We start from the raw sequence: 16,215 nt of genomic DNA, 5'->3' as shown, positions 1-16,215 counted from the left end.
CATGAAGGTATTTTCTGCAACCGATATCGGACAGAAACGGACGATGAACCAGGATTTTGTGTTTGCCTCCGCCTCTCCGGTCGGAAACCTTCCGAACCTCTTTGTCGTTGCAGACGGCATGGGAGGCCATAACGCGGGCGATTTTGCTTCGCGTTACGGTGTTTCTGTACTGGTGGAATCTGTAAAAAGAGATACGAATTTCAACCCGGTGCGGATCATTCGGCATGGAATTGAAGCAGCAAACAGCCAGATTTTTGAGCAGGCAAAACGAGATATATCCATGGAAGGCATGGGTACGACGATGGTAGTAGCTACGGTTGTCGGCAACTATGCCTACGTTGCAAACGTAGGAGACAGCAGGCTGTATCTGGCAGCAGATGGCACGTTTGACCAGGTGACGCAGGACCATTCCCTGATCGCAGAGATGGTGCGCCTTGGAGAACTCACTCCCGAGCAGGCGCGGAATCACCCGGACAAAAACATTATTACCAGAGCAGTAGGCACACAGGATACCGTAAAGATTGATTTCTTTGACATTCAGCTTGAAGAGGGCAATCAATTGGTGATGTGCTCGGACGGCCTTTCCAACATGGTAACGGATGAGGAGATTTTCGAACTCATCTGCCGAGAAGACGGTGAGGACAAGGCGAAACGTTTAATTGATAAAGCAAATGCAAATGGCGGCAGAGACAATATCGCAGTCATTGTCGTTGAACCATTTACAAACGAGGTGAAAGAATGTTAAAAGAGGGCGTTATTTTAGGAGAACGATATGAGATCATAAGCCGGATCGGTTCCGGCGGTATGGCTGATGTCTACAAAGCAAAAGACCACAAGCTGAACCGCATGGTGGCCGTCAAGGTTTTAAAACCGGAATTCCGGGAGGATAAAACCTTTATCCGCAAGTTCCGCACGGAGGCACAGGCCGCAGCAGGACTGTCCCATCCGAATATTGTAAACGTGTACGATGTCGGGGAGGACCGCGGCGTTTACTATATCGTCATGGAGCTTGTCGAGGGAATTACTCTGAAGGATTACATTGACCGCAAAGGAAAACTGAGCGTAAAAGAGGCAACCAGCATCGCCATTCAGGTTTCCCTTGGTCTTGAAGCAGCACACAACCGCAATATTGTACACCGCGATGTCAAACCGCAGAACATCATCATTTCCACAGACGGAAAAGTAAAACTTTCCGACTTTGGTATTGCAAAGGCAACTTCTTCCAATACGATCAGTTCGAACGTTATGGGAAGCGTACATTACAGCTCTCCGGAGCAGGTGCGCGGCGGATATTCGGACTATAAGAGTGATATCTATTCCCTTGGTATCACCATGTACGAGATGGTAACCGGAAGAGTGCCGTTCGACGGCGACACCACCGTTGCCATCGCAATCAAGCATCTGCAGGAGGAGATTGAATCTCCATCCAAATATACCCCGAACCTTCCGTTCGCACTGGAGCAGATTATCTTAAAATGTACCCAGAAGAGCCCGGACCGCCGTTACAATAACATGGCGGAGCTGATCGACGACTTGAAGCATTCGCTGATGGAGCCGCAGGGCAATTTCGTAAAAGTAACTCCGTTAAGTTCTCACGCCGAGACTGTTATGGTATCCGCAGAGGAGTTAAGCCAGATCCGTTCCGGCGCAGCAGCAAAGGCAAATGCGCAGACGGCAGAGGAGCCGGCCCGCAAGCGCTACAGCAAGATCGAGGATGAGGAAGAGGACGAAGATTACAGCTACGAGGACGAAGAAGACGAGGATGAGGACGAAGAAGAGGATGACCGCGATTCCTACGATGAGGATGACGACGATTCCTACTACGACGATGACGATGACGATGAGAAAGCCGGAAACAAACTCGAGAAAATCATCACCATCGGTGGTTTTGCGATTGCAGCGATCATCATCTGTATGCTGATCTACTTTATCGCACAGGCAGCCGGTATTGTCGGAGGCAAAGGACCGACCGCGGATGCTTCCAGTGCATCCTCCGCAAGCAGCACCTCCGTTACTTCTTCCGAAAGCAAAGACGAAAAAGTAACCGTTCCGGATCTGACCAACAAAACCGAGGCAGATGCCGTCGATCTGGCAAACAGCCTGAACCTTGGTGTAGTCAACGGCGGAACCGAGGCATCGGATGTCATTGAGGCAGGAAAGATCTGCCGCCAGGATCTGAAACCGGGAACGAAAGTCGATAAAAATGCAACGATTACGTATTATGTAAGCTCCGGAAAAGAAACCGTAACCATTCCGACCGGCATTGTTGGAACACAGAAAGACGCTGCAAGTGCTGCACTGACTCAGCTGGGACTGCAGGTTTCCACAACAGAGGATTTCAGCGATACCGTTGCAGAAGGCTTGGTTATTTCCGTTGACCCGTCAGAGGGAAGTCAGGTTGCGCCGGAATCTACCGTTACGCTGGTGATCAGCAAGGGATCCAAGGACGCGGAAGAAATTGCAATCCGTGATGTAATCGGCCTGGATGAGGAGACAGCAAAATCAATCCTGAGCGATTTCAATATTATTGTGAAAACAGGAACCAGCAGCAAGGTGGCCGAGGGCGAAGTCATGGAGGTTGACCCGGCAATCGGAACCAAAGTAAAGAAAGGTTCTGACGTTACGATTTATGTCAATAGCCCGAGTGCACAGCCAACGACGCCGGATGAGAATACACCGACCCCGACACCGGCAGAGCCGGGCGCAAATACCGCTACGGATGTTACCTGGTCCTGCAGCCAGACCTTAAGTGCGCCGGATCAGTATCAGGGTGGTATTGCAAAAATTGAGCTGATCCAGGATGATGGAAACGGAAACGAGACCTCCATCACCATCATGGACGGACAGGCCATTACGAGCTGGCCGTATTCTGTCAACACCAACTGGAGTGCTTCATCGTCTGCTTCTTCTACCGGAAGAATCGTCTTCTATGAGATGGATTCGAGCGGAAGTTATCAGGCAATTGCACAGTACCCATCGGTTCCGTTGAGTGAAGGTTGAGTATGACAGGAAAGATTATGAAAGGAATTGCCGGATTCTACTACGTAGACGTGGAAGAATCCGGCATTTATGAGTGCAAAGCAAAAGGAATTTTCCGAAAGGAAGGCCAGAAACCGCTCGTCGGAGATCTTGTGGAAATCGAGATTCTGGATGAAGTGGAAAAAACAGGAAATATGACCCGGATTCTGCCGCGAAAAAATGAACTGATCCGTCCGGCAGTGGCCAATATCGATCAGGCGCTTGTGATTTTTGCGTTGGAAAATCCGACCCCGAACCTGACGCTTCTGGACCGTTTTCTTGTGATGATGGAACAGCAGAACGTTCCGACGGCAATCTGTTTCAATAAAAGAGATCTTGCGGGGGAAGATTACACAGACCATCTGCGAAGCGTCTATGAGAACTGCGGTTACCGTGTCTTTACGGTGAGTGCAGCGAAAGAGCAGGGCATGCAGGAAGTGGAAGCATACCTGAAAGGGAAAACAACGGTGGTAGCCGGTCCGTCCGGCGTCGGAAAATCTTCGATCACAAACCGGATGCAGAAAGAAATCCAGATGGAGACCGGAGAGATCAGCAAAAAGCTGAAAAAAGGAAAACACACGACGCGCCATTCCCAGATGATCCCGATCGACCATGAGACGTATCTGTGCGATACGCCGGGGTTCAGCTCGCTTTATACAACCGATATGGAAAAAGAGGAGCTGAAAAACTTTTTCCCGGAATTTCATCCGTACGAAGGAAAATGCCGTTTCCTCGGCTGCATCCACGGAAAAGAGCCGGGCTGTGCCGTCAAAGAGGCACTGGAACAGGGAAATATCAGCAAAGAAAGATTTGAAAACTATACCATGTTCTATGAAGAACTGAAAGAACAGGAAAAGAGGAGATACTAGCATGAGCCGAGTATATCAGTTGGCACCTTCTATTTTATCCGCAGACTTCAACCGTCTCGGAGAACAGATCCAAAGGGTAGAGAAAGCAGAGTGCCGGTGGCTTCATATCGATATTATGGATGGAATGTTTGTACCATCCATTTCGTTTGGAATGCCGGTGGTAAAGTCGATCCGAAAAGAAAGCAGTCTGTATTTTGATGTTCATATGATGGTAAAGGACCCGGAGCGGTACGTAGAAGAATTTCAAAGCTGCGGGGCGGATATGATCACGGTTCACGCGGAGGCATGCCGCGATCTGGCAGAAACCGTGAAAAAGATTCATGAAACAGGCGCAGATGCCGGAGTTGCCGTAAATCCAGATACGCCGCTTTCTGCGGTTACGGACGTGATGGATCAGGTAGAAATGATTCTGATTATGAGCGTTTATCCTGGCTTCGGCGGCCAGAAGTATATCCCGGAGTCGACGGAGAGGATCCGTACGCTCCGCAGAATGCTGGATGAAAAGGGACTGGAGCATGTGCACATTCAGGTCGATGGCGGCATCAACCGCGAGACCATCGATGAAGTCCTTGCGGCAGGTGCCAACATCATCGTGGCAGGCTCTGCTGTATTTGGCAGCAACATCGAGCAGAACGTGCGCGAGCTGCAGGAAAAAATTTCTTCATACAGCAAAAAGGCAGAATAAGATACAAAAAGACAGAAAAAAGAGGCAGGGAAACGTGAGAACATGTATTATTTCGGGAGGGATGATCGAACCGGATTTTGCCTTCCCATATCTTCAGAAACAGCAGTTTGATATTATCCTGGCAGCAGACCGGGGACTGGAGTTCTGCTACCATTACCAGATTATGCCGACGTATATTCTGGGAGATTTTGACAGTTTATCTCCGGAGATTTTAAATTATTACAAGGAGAACCATGTCGCACCGATCCGGGAATTTAATCCCATGAAGGACAATACGGACACGGACATCGCATTTCAGCAGGCGATTGTTCTGGGAAGCAGTGAAATCACGATCCTCGGAGCAACAGGAGGAAGACTCGACCATTTCTTAAGTATTGTGCAGAACCTGAAAACGGCATGGGAGAAGAAAATTCCGGCTTACATCGTGGACAGCCGCAATCTGATTACGATTCCGGTGGAAACTTCGTTTGAAATCCGGAAAGAAGAGCAGTTCGGAAAGTACGTTTCGTTCTTCCCGCTGGAAAAGGAAGTCGCATCCATCACCCTGGAGGGCTTCGCCTACCCGCTCGACCATCACTATCTGCCGAATACTTCGGGTGGTCTGTGCGTGAGCAATGAGATCGTCGAGGAGACCGCGCATGTATCGTACGAGGGCGGCATTCTTCTGATGGTACAGTCAAGAGATTAAAATCCATTGAAATCAAAGAGCCCGTGTGCTATAATTTATAGTTGCATTGGGCTCTTTTTGTGCATAAAAAGAACCCGAACAGAAAAAGAAGCGAAAAATAAAAACAAAGGAGATATAGATTACTATGAAATTAGGTATCGTGGGCCTTCCGAACGTCGGAAAAAGTACACTTTTCAATTCCCTGACCAAAGCAGGAGCAGAGAGCGCAAACTATCCGTTCTGTACCATTGACCCGAATGTCGGCATCGTGCCGGTTCCGGACAAGCGTCTGCAGCAGCTCGGAGATTTCTATCAGTCCAAGAAAGTAACACCGGCTGTCATCGAGTTCGTTGACATCGCAGGTCTTGTAAAAGGTGCATCCAAAGGAGAGGGACTTGGAAACCAGTTCCTTGCCAATATCCGTGAGGTAGATGCTATCGTTCACGTTGTCAGATGCTTTGAGGATCCAAACGTTATCCACGTAGACGGCAGCATTGATCCGCTCCGTGATATCGAGACCATCGACCTTGAGCTGATCTTCGCCGACCTTGAAGTACTCGAGCGCCGTATTTCCAAAACTGCAAAATCTGCAAGAATGGACAAAGAGGCGGCAAAAGAGCTCGAATTCCAGGAGCGTCTGAAAAAACTGCTGGAAGACGGAAAAGATGCCATCCTGATGGAGCTGCAGAACGAGGACGAGGAAAAATGGATCGCAGAGTACAACCTTCTGACCAGCAAACCGGTCATCTACGCAGCGAACGTAGCAGAGGATGATCTCGCAGACGACGGCGCAAACAACTCTTATGTACAGTCTGTCCGTGAGTATGCAAAAGAGCACAACAGCGAAGTGTTCGTCATCTGCGCCGAGATCGAGGCAGAAATTTCCGAACTCGAAGAGGATGAGAAAAAAATGTTCCTCGAGGATCTTGGTCTTACCGAGTCCGGCCTGGAAAAACTGATCGCAGCAAGCTACCGTCTGCTCGGCCTCATGAGCTTCCTTACAGCAGGAGAGGATGAGACCCGTGCATGGACCATCAAAGTCGGAACAAAAGCACCGCAGGCAGCCGGAAAAATCCACACCGATTTCGAGCGAGGATTCATCAAAGCCGAGGTTGTCAATTATCAGGATCTGCTCGACTGCGGTTCCTACGCAGGAGCAAGAGAGAAAGGCCTTGTGCGTATGGAAGGAAAAGATTACATTGTCCGCGACGGCGATGTCATCCTGTTCCGTTTCAACGTTTGATAAGTAATAATAAGAGAGAATATAAGTTATGGATATGGAAATTAATTTTCCCAATCTCGGGATCTATCTCGACCATGTGGGAAAAAGCATCAGTATTTTCGGATTTTCCATCGCCTATTACGGCATCGTGATCGTAACCGGTATGATGATTGCGATCTGGATTGCCCAAAGAGAGGCAAAGCGGACGGGGCAGAACCCGGAGCAGTACCTCGATCTTGCGATGATCGGCATCGCAGCCGGTATTCTCGGGGCACGGATTTACTACGTTATATTTGCCTGGGACTATTATAAGGATGATCTTTTGAGTATTTTCAACATCCGCCAGGGCGGACTTGCCATCTACGGCGGCATCATCGGTGCCTGCATTGCGGTGGTGATTTACAGCAGAAAGAAGAAACAGAACTTCAGCCTTCTGATGGATACCGCGAGCATGAGCATCGTGTTCGGTCAGATTATGGGACGGTGGGGAAACTTCTTTAACCGTGAGGCATTCGGTGACTACACTAACAACCTGTTTGCGATGCAGCTTCCGGTTTCCGCGGTCCGTGCCAATGAAATCACACAGAAAATGTGGGATCATGTGGTGACGGTAAACGGCGTCGAGTATATTCAGGTGCATCCCACCTTTTTATATGAAAGTTTATGGAATGTGGGTGTCCTGCTTTTTCTTTTCTGGTTTCGGAAAAGAAAAAAATTTAACGGCGAAGTGTTCCTGATGTATCTGATAGGATATGGCCTTGGAAGAATCTGGATCGAGGGACTCCGCACCGACCAGCTTCTGCTTCCGGTGGTGGGACTTCCGGTTTCCCAGCTCCTTTCGGGGTGCCTTGTGGTGGGATGTACCATCCTGGTGGTATGGAAACGAAAAAAATTATCATCCGGTGGGGAGACAGCCCATTCTTAAGGATAAAACCAGTGAAAAAAACAGAATAAAAATACAGAAAAGGGGAAAACCGGCAAAAAAGGTTTTCTCTTTTTTGATACAAAATTGGTATAAAAAAGGCGGAAAATGCGCATAAAAATGTTGCATTTTGGGGAAAATCTTAAAAATGAAATAGAAAAAAGACCTTGCTATTTTCCCTGAGTTGATATAGAATAAAAATATAAGTGGTAGAAAGTGGTGAAAAGTGGTGCGTTGTGGAGCGGATGTGGCAGTCTGGCTGCGGCGCGATACATGAAGTGGTGCGTGGGGAGACCGCCATTTCAGGTGATAAGAGGGTTTTCATTATGTTCATGGGAGAGTACAGTCATACGATTGACGCGAAGGGAAGATTGATCATACCGTCCAAGTTCAGAGAACAGCTGGGAGAAGAGTTTGTACTGACGAAGGGATTGGACGGATGCCTTTCCATTTACCCAAACGACGAATGGGCTGCCTTTGAAGAGAAGCTGAGAGCCTTACCACTTACAAACAAAAACGCCAGAACTTTTTCCCGTTTCTTTGTAGCAGGTGCTACGTCATGTGAACTGGACAAGCAGGGGAGGATTCTCGTACCGGCAACGCTGCGGGAATTTGCTGGTCTGGAAAAAGATGTAGTCCTTACCGGAAATATCAACCGGATTGAAATCTGGAGCAAGGAAAAATGGAACGAAAACAGCAATTATGATGATATGGATGCCATCGCCGAATCAATGGAAGAGATGGGCATTGTGATCTGATCTGTTTCGTTGGGATACAGGAGATGACCATGGAATTTTCGCATACATCAGTATTACTGAAGGAAACCATTGAAAACCTTAAGATAAAACCGGACGGAATCTACGTGGACGGGACGTTGGGAGGCGCTGGACATTCCAGTCATATATGTGAGCGCTTATCTGCCACGGGGAGATTAATAGGCATAGATCAGGACGAAGCTGCGATAGCTGCTGCGGGTAAACGCCTGGAACCATTTCAGAACCAGGTCACGATTATCCGCAGCAATTATTGCGATATGGTTCCGCGTCTTGCCGAAATCGGAGTCACCGGGGTAGACGGAATCCTGCTGGATCTTGGAGTTTCATCCTATCAGCTGGATAATGCAGAGCGTGGATTCACATACCGTGAGGATGTTCCGCTGGATATGCGGATGGATCAGAGAAATGCTCTTTCCGCGTACGAAGTCGTGAACGATTACAGTGAAGAGAATCTTTCGCGTATTCTCCATGAATATGGAGAAGAGCGTTTTGCAAGAAAAATTGCACACAATATATGCGTAAGCCGGCAGCAGGCGCCGATTCGAACAACTGGGGAGTTAATCGAAATCATCAAGCGCTCGATTCCGGCAAAAATAAGGGCGACGGGCGGCCATCCGGCCAAGAGAACCTTTCAGGCAATCCGTATCGAAGTGAACCAGGAACTTACCGTTCTGTCGGAGTCACTGGACGGCATGATTGATCTCTTAAATGACGGTGGAAGACTTTGTGTCATCACCTTTCATTCTCTGGAAGACCGTATCGTAAAAAACATTTTCAGAAAAAACGAGCATCCATGTACGTGTCCGCCGGAATTTCCGGTCTGTGTATGCGGAAAGAAGTCCAAGGGAACCGTAGTAACTCGGAAACCGATCTTGCCGGGAGAAGAGGAAATGGAAACAAATCCCCGTTCCAAGAGCGCAAAACTGCGCGTCTTTGAACGAAAAGTGTGACGGCTCGGCACGAAGGAGACAGAGAAGTTATGGCCAGACGGGCAGATGGAAGGGTAAATTCGACAGATAGAACGAAACGTTATACGCCAGATACGTTTGAGGACGGAAGTGCGGTACGGCGTCTTGCAGCACAGCCGCAGGAAGCACCAAAAGAAGCACGGCCTCTGAAATCGGGTGTGAGCAGCCAGACAAGAAGAAACCGGGCACGGGCGACACAGATCAGCGCGGGCTACGCTGTTTTTCTTGCCATTGTCTGCACACTGTGTATCGCGGCGTGTGTTGCGTATGTCAAGTTGCAGACCGTGGTTACCACGCAGGCGGAAGACATTACCAGCAAAGAAAAAGAATTGAGCGATCTGAAGGCGGACAATGACGCCTATTACAATACAACGGTTGCCTCCGAAGATCTTGAGGCAGTCAAAGAAGCAGCACAGAACCGGCTCGGCATGAAATATGCAGATGAGTCCCAGGTAATTTATTTCGATGATTCAGAAAACAGCTATGTGAGACAGTATCAGGATGTTCCGGATGCGAAATAGGTGAAAACGTGAGTAAACAGAAAAAAAATAAAAAACGAAGCGGGGCATTCCGGAGACGGAAGACAAGTGGGCGTATGAGCAGAAAACTGGTAGCACTCTTTTTGGGAGTGATGCTGGTTTTTGTTGCTTTAGCGATTGACATTACGTATGTGAATGCCACAAAGGGAGAAAAATACGAAAGACAGGTTTTAAGCCAGACGCAGCAGTCCTACGACAGCAGGACAATTCCATTCCAGCGGGGAAGTATCACCGACCGGAATGGAACGATTCTGGCAACGAGTGAGAAGGTTTACAACGTTATTCTCGACTGTAAACTTGCCAATACGACGGTAAAAGATGAAGAAAAGAACGATACCCATCCGTACGTCGATCCGACCGTAGCAGCACTGGTTGAATACTTCGGACTCGACGAGACGGATATCCGGGATCGTCTGACCGGCGAAACGACAAAAGAAAGCCAGTACCAGGTTCTCGCCAGAGAGGTCTCGATGGACGCGAAAAAAGCGTTTGAGGCCTATGTGGACGAGTACGCGGACAAAAAGAACAAGGAGCTCGATGAGAACGAGCAGGCGGAAAAAGCATACCGTGCCAACATCCGCGGCGTCTGGTTCGAGGAATCCTACCACAGAACGTATCCGTTAAATTCACTTGCCTGCGATCTGATCGGCTTTACGTATTCAGGAGACACGGCAGACTGGGGAATCGAAGGGTATTATTCCAGTATCTTAAATGGCGTGAATGGCCGCCAGTTCGGCTATTACAACGAAGATGCGGATATGGAACAGACGATCATCGAGGCGCAGCCGGGCAAAAACGTGGTTACGACGATTGATGTAAATATTCAGAAGATCATCCGCACGGCGATCGAGAATTACAATGAGCGGATTCATGTCCAGAACGGCGCGGACGAATCGGACACTGAGACGAACCGTCAGACAAAAGCGGCAAAGAATATCGGCGTTGTCGTGATGGATCCGAACAATGGAGAGATTCTTGGTATGGATTCTTCCGACTGGTATGACCTGAACAATCCAAGAGATCTGACACAGTTCTATTCGCAGGAAGAAATTGATGCGATGAACGATAACGAGACAATGGAGGCTTTGAGTGCCATCTGGAAAAACTACTGTATTTCCGATGCATATGAGCCAGGTTCCACGGCAAAACCGATGAACGTGGCGGCGGCATATTCCCTCGATGTAATCGATGATGATACCCTGTTTGACTGTGAGGGGTTTGAGACGATTGCAGGGCAGATGATCCGCTGCGGAGCTTATCCGGGAACACATGGCGTACAGACACCGGCCGATGTACTGAAAAACTCCTGCAACGCTGGTATGATGCAGATCGGACAGAAGATGGGAGCAGCGGAATTTCTCCGCTATCAGGATATTTTCGGTTTCGGCAGTCTGACAGGAATTGACCTGCCGGGTGAGGCGTACGGCCTGGTTCACACGGAGGATACTATGGGACCGACCGAGCTTGCAACGAGTACATTCGGACAGGGCTATACCGTGACGATGGTACAGCAGGCAGCTGCGTTTTCCTCTCTGATCAACGGAGGCAATTATTACCAGCCGCATGTGATGAAGACGATCACGGACAGCACAGGAGCCGTTGTTGAGAGCAATGAGCCGAATCTGGTGCGTCAGACGGTTTCCGCGGAAATCAGCGATAAAATGAGAAGTTTCCTCCAGGGAGTCGTGACCGATGGAAGCGGCCAGAGTGCAAAGGTTGCCGGTTACACGATGGGAGGAAAAACAGGTACTGCACAGAAGTATCCGCGAGGCAATGGAAAATATCTCGTTTCCTTTATCGGATTTGCACCGGTAGAAAATCCGAAAGCTGTTGTTTATGCGATTGTGGACGAGCCGGATGTAGAAAATCAGGCGAACAGTGTGCTGGCACAGGAGATCGTAAAAGAGATCTACACAGAACTGCTGCCGTATTTGAACGTATTCCCGGATGATACGGACGGTGTGACGGGCGAAGGCTCCGAGACCGGAACGGATGATCCAAACGTAGCGGCACCGGTACAGGAAGACGATACGGAAAACAGTGCTGAAAACAGCAATATCGAGAACGGCGGTCTGACAAACGCCGAGCTGGATCTCATCAATGAAGAGTAAAAAAACATAAAAAACAAAAGACATAACCCCATAGCAGTTTCCATATAGTGTTATCATAATGGATTCGGCTATGGGGTATTCTATGCGTAAAAACAAAACGTATCACCGGAAAAAGACGGTTCTTCTGTGGGTACTCTGCATGGGAATGATGGTCGGACTTGCCGGGCGGCTGGTGTATCTGTGTGTGTTCCGGTCCGTCTATTATTCCGAGAAGGCGGATGATCTGCACGAGCGGGAGCGCGGGATCAAGGCGGCGCGCGGCCGGATTCTTGATGCAAACGGGGAAGTTCTCGCGGCAAACCGCACGGTCTGTACGATTTCCGTGATCCACAGCCAGATCGAGGAGCCGGAGGCGGTGATTGCGATGCTGGTAAAAGAGCTTGGAATTTCGGAGGAGACGGCGCGGAAACGCGTGGAGAAGCGGTCTTCAATCGAGCGTGTCAAGACGAATGTGGACAAGAAGACGGGTGATACCATCCGGTCGTACGGATATGCGGGGGTAAAAGTGGATGAGGATTTCAAGCGGTATTACCCCAAAGGGAAGCTGGCGTCGCGCGTTATCGGCTTCACCGGAGGCGATAATCAGGGCATCATCGGGCTGGAGGTGGAATATGAGGAAATTTTAAAAGGAATCAACGGAAAAATCCTGACGACAACGGATGCGCGCGGGATTGAGCAGAACGGCATCGGGGAGAGCCGCCAGGAGCCGGTGGCGGGAAGGGACTTAAAGGTCAGCCTGGATGTCAATATCCAGGCGTACTGCCAGCAGGCAGCGGAAAAGGCGATGGCAGAAAAACAGGCGGACAGCGTCTCGATTCTTCTTATGAATCCGCAGAACGGAGAAATCTATGCCTGTGTCAATGTGCCGGAGTTCGACCTCAACGATCCGTTCACGCTGCAGCAGGATACAACGGGACTTTCGGAAAAAGAAATTCAGGATCTGCTGAACCAGATGTGGCGGAATGCCTGCATCAACGATACGTACGAGCCGGGATCTACCTTTAAGATCATCACGATGTCGGCGGGACTTTCGGAGGGCGTTGTGTCGCCGAACGATTCGTTTTTCTGTCCCGGCTACAAAATCGTGGAGGACCGCCGGATCCACTGCCACAAGCGGACGGGACACGGAGCCGAAAACTTCGTGCAGGGCGCGCAGAACTCGTGCAACCCGGTGTTCATTGAAGTGGGGCTGCGGCTCGGTGTGGAAAAGTTCTGTGATTACTTCCGGAATTTCGGCCTGATGGAAAAGACGGGGATCGATCTGCCGGGCGAGGCATCGACGATTATGCACAAGGAGGAAAACATCGGAGAGGTTGAGCTTGCGACGATGGCATTCGGCCAGTCCTTCCAGATCACGCCGATCCGCCTGGCGGCGACGGTCTCTGCGCTCGTCAACGGCGGAAAAATGGTGACGCCGCATGTCGCAACGGATGTGCTCGATGAAGAAGGAAATGTTGTAAAGCATCTGAATTTTCCGGAAAAAGAAGGGGTTCTTTCGGAAGAAACTTCCAGGACGGTGCGCGAAATTCTGGAAAGCGTCGTTTCAGAAGGGTCTGGAAAGAATGCGTACCTCGAGGGATATTCCATCGGCGGAAAGACGGCAACTTCGCAGACACTTCCGCGGAGCGCCAACCGCTATATTTCCTCATTCCTCGGCTTCACCCCGGCGGAGCATCCGACGGTGCTGGGGCTTTGCATTATCCGCAATCCGCAGGGCGTCTACTACGGCGGAACGATCTGCGCGCCGGTGATCCGCGATATCTTTTCCAATGTACTTCCGTATCTCGGTATTGGACACAATTCTCAGGAAACCTGAGAATTGTGTCCTTCGCAGCCCTCATTTAAAGTTTTGCTTCGCAAAAGGAGGGCTGCTCACACCTGAATCACTTTCTTACGCAGCGAAACAGCAAGTGTTTCACTGCTGAGCGAACCGTAACTTGGATTATAAAAGAAGGTTGCGAAACAGAACAAAAAGCTATATACTGAATAGGCTGGAGAAAATATTTTGACATGCCTGTTCCGTACACAATCCGTACAAAAAGGAAGAGGTGCGTCTATGAAAAGAGAAATGATCCTGCCGGTTCTTCTTTCCTTTGGCATCAGCCTGGCGCTGGGGCCGGTTCTGATCCCGTTTCTGCGAAAAGTCAAAGCGGGGCAGAAGGAGCGGGAAGAGGGTGTGCCGAGCCACCAGAAAAAAGCGGGAACCCCGACGATGGGCGGCGTGATGTTTCTGGCGGCGTTTACCGCAGTTTCCCTCCTTTTCCGGAAAGAGGGAGCGGAAGTGGTTCCGGTGCTGTTTCTGACGCTTGGTTTTGGCCTGATCGGCTTTCTCGATGACTATCTGAAAGTCGTGCTGCACCGCAGCGACGGGCTGTACCCGAAGCAGAAAATGGCACTGCAGGCAGTGATTACAGCAGTCTTTCTGTGGTATTTGGCGCGTTTTTCCGGAATTTCCCTCCGGATGCGCATTCCGTTCCTTCCAGGCAAAGAGCTGGACGCAGGGATTTTTACGATTCCGTTTCTCGCCTTTGTGATTCTTGGAACGGTCAACGGTGTCAACTTTACCGACGGCCTTGACGGGCTGGCGGCGAGTGTGACGATTTTAAATGCTGTTTTCTTTTCCGTGGCATCGATCGGCCTCGGAAACGGTGTTTCCCCGTCCCCGCTTGCGGTTATCGGGAGTCTGCTTGGGTTTCTGGTATTCAATGTATTTCCTGCCCGCGTCTTTATGGGCGATACAGGAAGTCTGGCACTCGGCGGTTTCGTCTCGGGAATGGCGTGTTTCTTACGTCTCCCCTTATTTCTGCCGCTTGTGGGATTCATTTATATGATGGAGATTCTCTCTGTGATCCTGCAGGTGTCATTCTTCAAACTGACGAAGGGAAAACGGATCTTCAAGATGACGCCGATCCATCACCATTTCGAGCTGATGGGCTGGTCGGAGACACAGATTGTGACGGTGTTTGCTACAATCACAGCGATATTATGCCTGATCGCATTGATGGGGCTTTAAAATATGGAGGTAATCAAACATGATTTTCGCAGGAAAAAAAGTACTGGTTTTCGGAACCGGAAAGAGTGGAATTGCAGCGGAGGATCTGCTGCACAAGAAAGGTGCTTCTGTCGTTCTTTACGATGGAAATGACAAACTCGAAAAAGAAGAAATCTTAAAAAAATTAGAGAGCCGTGACAGCGTGGAAGTTGTCTTAGGCGAGCTCCCGGAGGAGATGCTCGACAGCCTTGATCTTGTCGTTTTAAGCCCGGGCGTTCCGACGGATCTGCCGGTTGTCCTTAAAATGAAAGAAAAAGAGATCCCGGTCATCGGTGAAGTGGAGCTGGCGTATCAGGTAAGCCGCGGAAAAGTGCTTGCGATTACCGGTACTAACGGAAAGACCACCACAACATCGCTGCTCGGCGAGATCATGAAAGCATATCAGCCGGAAGTAAAAGTGGTCGGAAACATCGGAACCCCGTACACATCCGCAGCACTCGACACGACAGATGATACCGTAACGGTTGCCGAGATCAGCAGCTTCCAGCTGGAAACCATCAAAGAGTTCCATCCGGCGGCAAGTGCGATCACAAACATTACCGAGGATCATCTGAACCGCCATCACACGATGGAAGAGTATATCCGCGTGAAAGAGTGTATCACCGAAAATCAGACGATGGATGATCTCTGTGTGCTGAATTATGAGGACGAAATCCTGCGCCCGTTCGGCGAAAAACTGATGGCAGAGAAGAAAGTACAGGTGATGTACTTCTCGAGTCTGCGTGCGTTAAAGGACGGCATCTATTATCAGGACGGCGAAATCCGCATTGCAAAGAACGGCGAGACAGAGCTTCTGACCAGAACCGACGACTTAAAACTGCTCGGCTTACATAATTTTGAAAACGTCATGGTTGCTTCTGCGATGGCACTTCATGCAGGCGTGCCGATGGAAAATGTCCGCAAAGTCATTCAGGAGTTTGCAGGGGTAGAGCACCGCATCGAGTATGTCTGCGAGAAGGACGGCGTGGCATATTACAACGATTCCAAGGGAACGAATCCGGATGCGGCCATCAAAGGCATCCAGGCGATGAACCGCCCGACTCTGCTGATCGGCGGCGGCTACGACAAGCAGTCCACCTACGAAGAGTGGATTCAGGCATTCGATGGAAAGGTACGCTTCCTGGTTCTGATCGGAGATACGAAAGAGAAGATCGCAAAAGCGGCAAGAAGCGTCGGATTCAACGACATTATCATGGCAGACAACTTAAAAGAAGCCGTACAGATCTGCCACGACAAGGCAAATGCAGGGGATGCGGTTCTTCTTTCCCCGGCCTGCGCAAGCTGGGATCAGTTTAAGAGCTATGAGCAGCGCGGTGAGCTGTTTAAGGAGTACGTAAGAGCACTGTAAAAACGTCATATCAGGAAACTATCCCGCATAAGCTGAAA

Annotated in this window: 14 protein-coding genes; all 14 read left to right on the top strand. The window is 49.7% G+C overall.

The annotated features are described in order from the left end of the window. The first annotated feature begins 1 nt into the window (after position 1). The 14 genes from DWZ44_RS03155 to murD all read left to right on the top strand — a co-directional run bounded on the left by DWZ44_RS03155 (position 2) and on the right by murD (position 16,177). A complete protein-coding gene (locus DWZ44_RS03155) occupies positions 2-745 on the top strand; it encodes a Stp1/IreP family PP2C-type Ser/Thr phosphatase (RefSeq protein ID WP_022463152.1) in 744 nt (247 codons plus the stop codon). Next, positions 739-3,000 (top strand): Stk1 family PASTA domain-containing Ser/Thr kinase, encoded by a 2,262-nt coding sequence (pknB, locus tag DWZ44_RS03150; protein ID WP_055265783.1) that lies wholly within the window; start codon positions 739-741, stop codon positions 2,998-3,000. The genes DWZ44_RS03155 and pknB overlap by 7 nt, the downstream gene beginning before the upstream one ends. A 2-nt stretch (positions 3,001-3,002) precedes the next feature. Then, a complete protein-coding gene (gene rsgA, locus DWZ44_RS03145) occupies positions 3,003-3,887 on the top strand; it encodes a ribosome small subunit-dependent GTPase A (RefSeq protein ID WP_055265781.1) in 885 nt (294 codons plus the stop codon). Between the two features lies 1 nt (position 3,888). After that, positions 3,889-4,572, top strand: coding sequence for a ribulose-phosphate 3-epimerase (gene rpe / locus DWZ44_RS03140; protein ID WP_055265779.1), 684 nt, complete (start codon positions 3,889-3,891; stop codon positions 4,570-4,572). A 34-nt stretch (positions 4,573-4,606) separates the two neighbouring features. Further along, a complete protein-coding gene (locus DWZ44_RS03135; protein WP_147342458.1) occupies positions 4,607-5,260 on the top strand; it encodes a thiamine diphosphokinase in 654 nt (217 codons plus the stop codon). A 124-nt stretch (positions 5,261-5,384) separates the two neighbouring features. Next, positions 5,385-6,482 carry a redox-regulated ATPase YchF gene (gene ychF / locus DWZ44_RS03130; protein WP_022461456.1) on the top strand — a complete coding sequence of 366 codons (1,098 nt, stop codon included), beginning with the start codon at positions 5,385-5,387 and terminating at the stop codon, positions 6,480-6,482. Between the two features lie 28 nt (positions 6,483-6,510). After that, positions 6,511-7,386: a prolipoprotein diacylglyceryl transferase gene (lgt, locus tag DWZ44_RS03125; RefSeq protein ID WP_055265775.1), complete on the top strand. Its 876-nt coding sequence runs from the start codon at positions 6,511-6,513 to the stop codon at positions 7,384-7,386. Positions 7,387-7,709: 323 nt separating this feature from the next. Next, on the top strand, positions 7,710-8,141 hold the full coding sequence (gene mraZ, locus DWZ44_RS03120) for a division/cell wall cluster transcriptional repressor MraZ (RefSeq protein WP_022461070.1): 432 nt from the start codon (positions 7,710-7,712) through the stop codon (positions 8,139-8,141). A gap of 29 nt (positions 8,142-8,170) precedes the next feature. Next, the gene (gene rsmH / locus DWZ44_RS03115; protein ID WP_055265773.1) at positions 8,171-9,109 is read left to right on the top strand and encodes a 16S rRNA (cytosine(1402)-N(4))-methyltransferase RsmH; all 939 of its coding nucleotides are present in this window, start codon (positions 8,171-8,173) and stop codon (positions 9,107-9,109) included. A 29-nt stretch (positions 9,110-9,138) separates the two neighbouring features. After that, entirely contained in the window at positions 9,139-9,648 is a 510-nt protein-coding gene (locus DWZ44_RS03110; protein WP_022461068.1) for a hypothetical protein, read from the top strand. Between the two features lie 74 nt (positions 9,649-9,722). Next, positions 9,723-11,777 (top strand): peptidoglycan D,D-transpeptidase FtsI family protein, encoded by a 2,055-nt coding sequence (locus tag DWZ44_RS03105; RefSeq protein WP_055265771.1) that lies wholly within the window; start codon positions 9,723-9,725, stop codon positions 11,775-11,777. A gap of 82 nt (positions 11,778-11,859) precedes the next feature. Then, positions 11,860-13,593, top strand: coding sequence for a peptidoglycan D,D-transpeptidase FtsI family protein (locus DWZ44_RS03100; RefSeq protein ID WP_055226956.1), 1,734 nt, complete (start codon positions 11,860-11,862; stop codon positions 13,591-13,593). A 240-nt stretch (positions 13,594-13,833) separates the two neighbouring features. Next, the gene (mraY, locus tag DWZ44_RS03095; RefSeq protein WP_055226954.1) at positions 13,834-14,790 is read left to right on the top strand and encodes a phospho-N-acetylmuramoyl-pentapeptide-transferase; all 957 of its coding nucleotides are present in this window, start codon (positions 13,834-13,836) and stop codon (positions 14,788-14,790) included. A gap of 19 nt (positions 14,791-14,809) precedes the next feature. Continuing rightward, positions 14,810-16,177 carry a UDP-N-acetylmuramoyl-L-alanine--D-glutamate ligase gene (murD, locus tag DWZ44_RS03090; RefSeq protein WP_055265769.1) on the top strand — a complete coding sequence of 456 codons (1,368 nt, stop codon included), beginning with the start codon at positions 14,810-14,812 and terminating at the stop codon, positions 16,175-16,177. Positions 16,178-16,215: the final 38 nt, after the last annotated feature.

Source organism: Blautia sp. AF32-4BH, from assembly GCF_003460565.1.
GTDB lineage: Bacteria > Bacillota > Clostridia > Lachnospirales > Lachnospiraceae > Fusicatenibacter > Fusicatenibacter saccharivorans.
The sequence above is the reverse complement of the archived record's forward strand: the minus strand, read 5'-3'. Positions and strand labels throughout refer to the sequence as shown.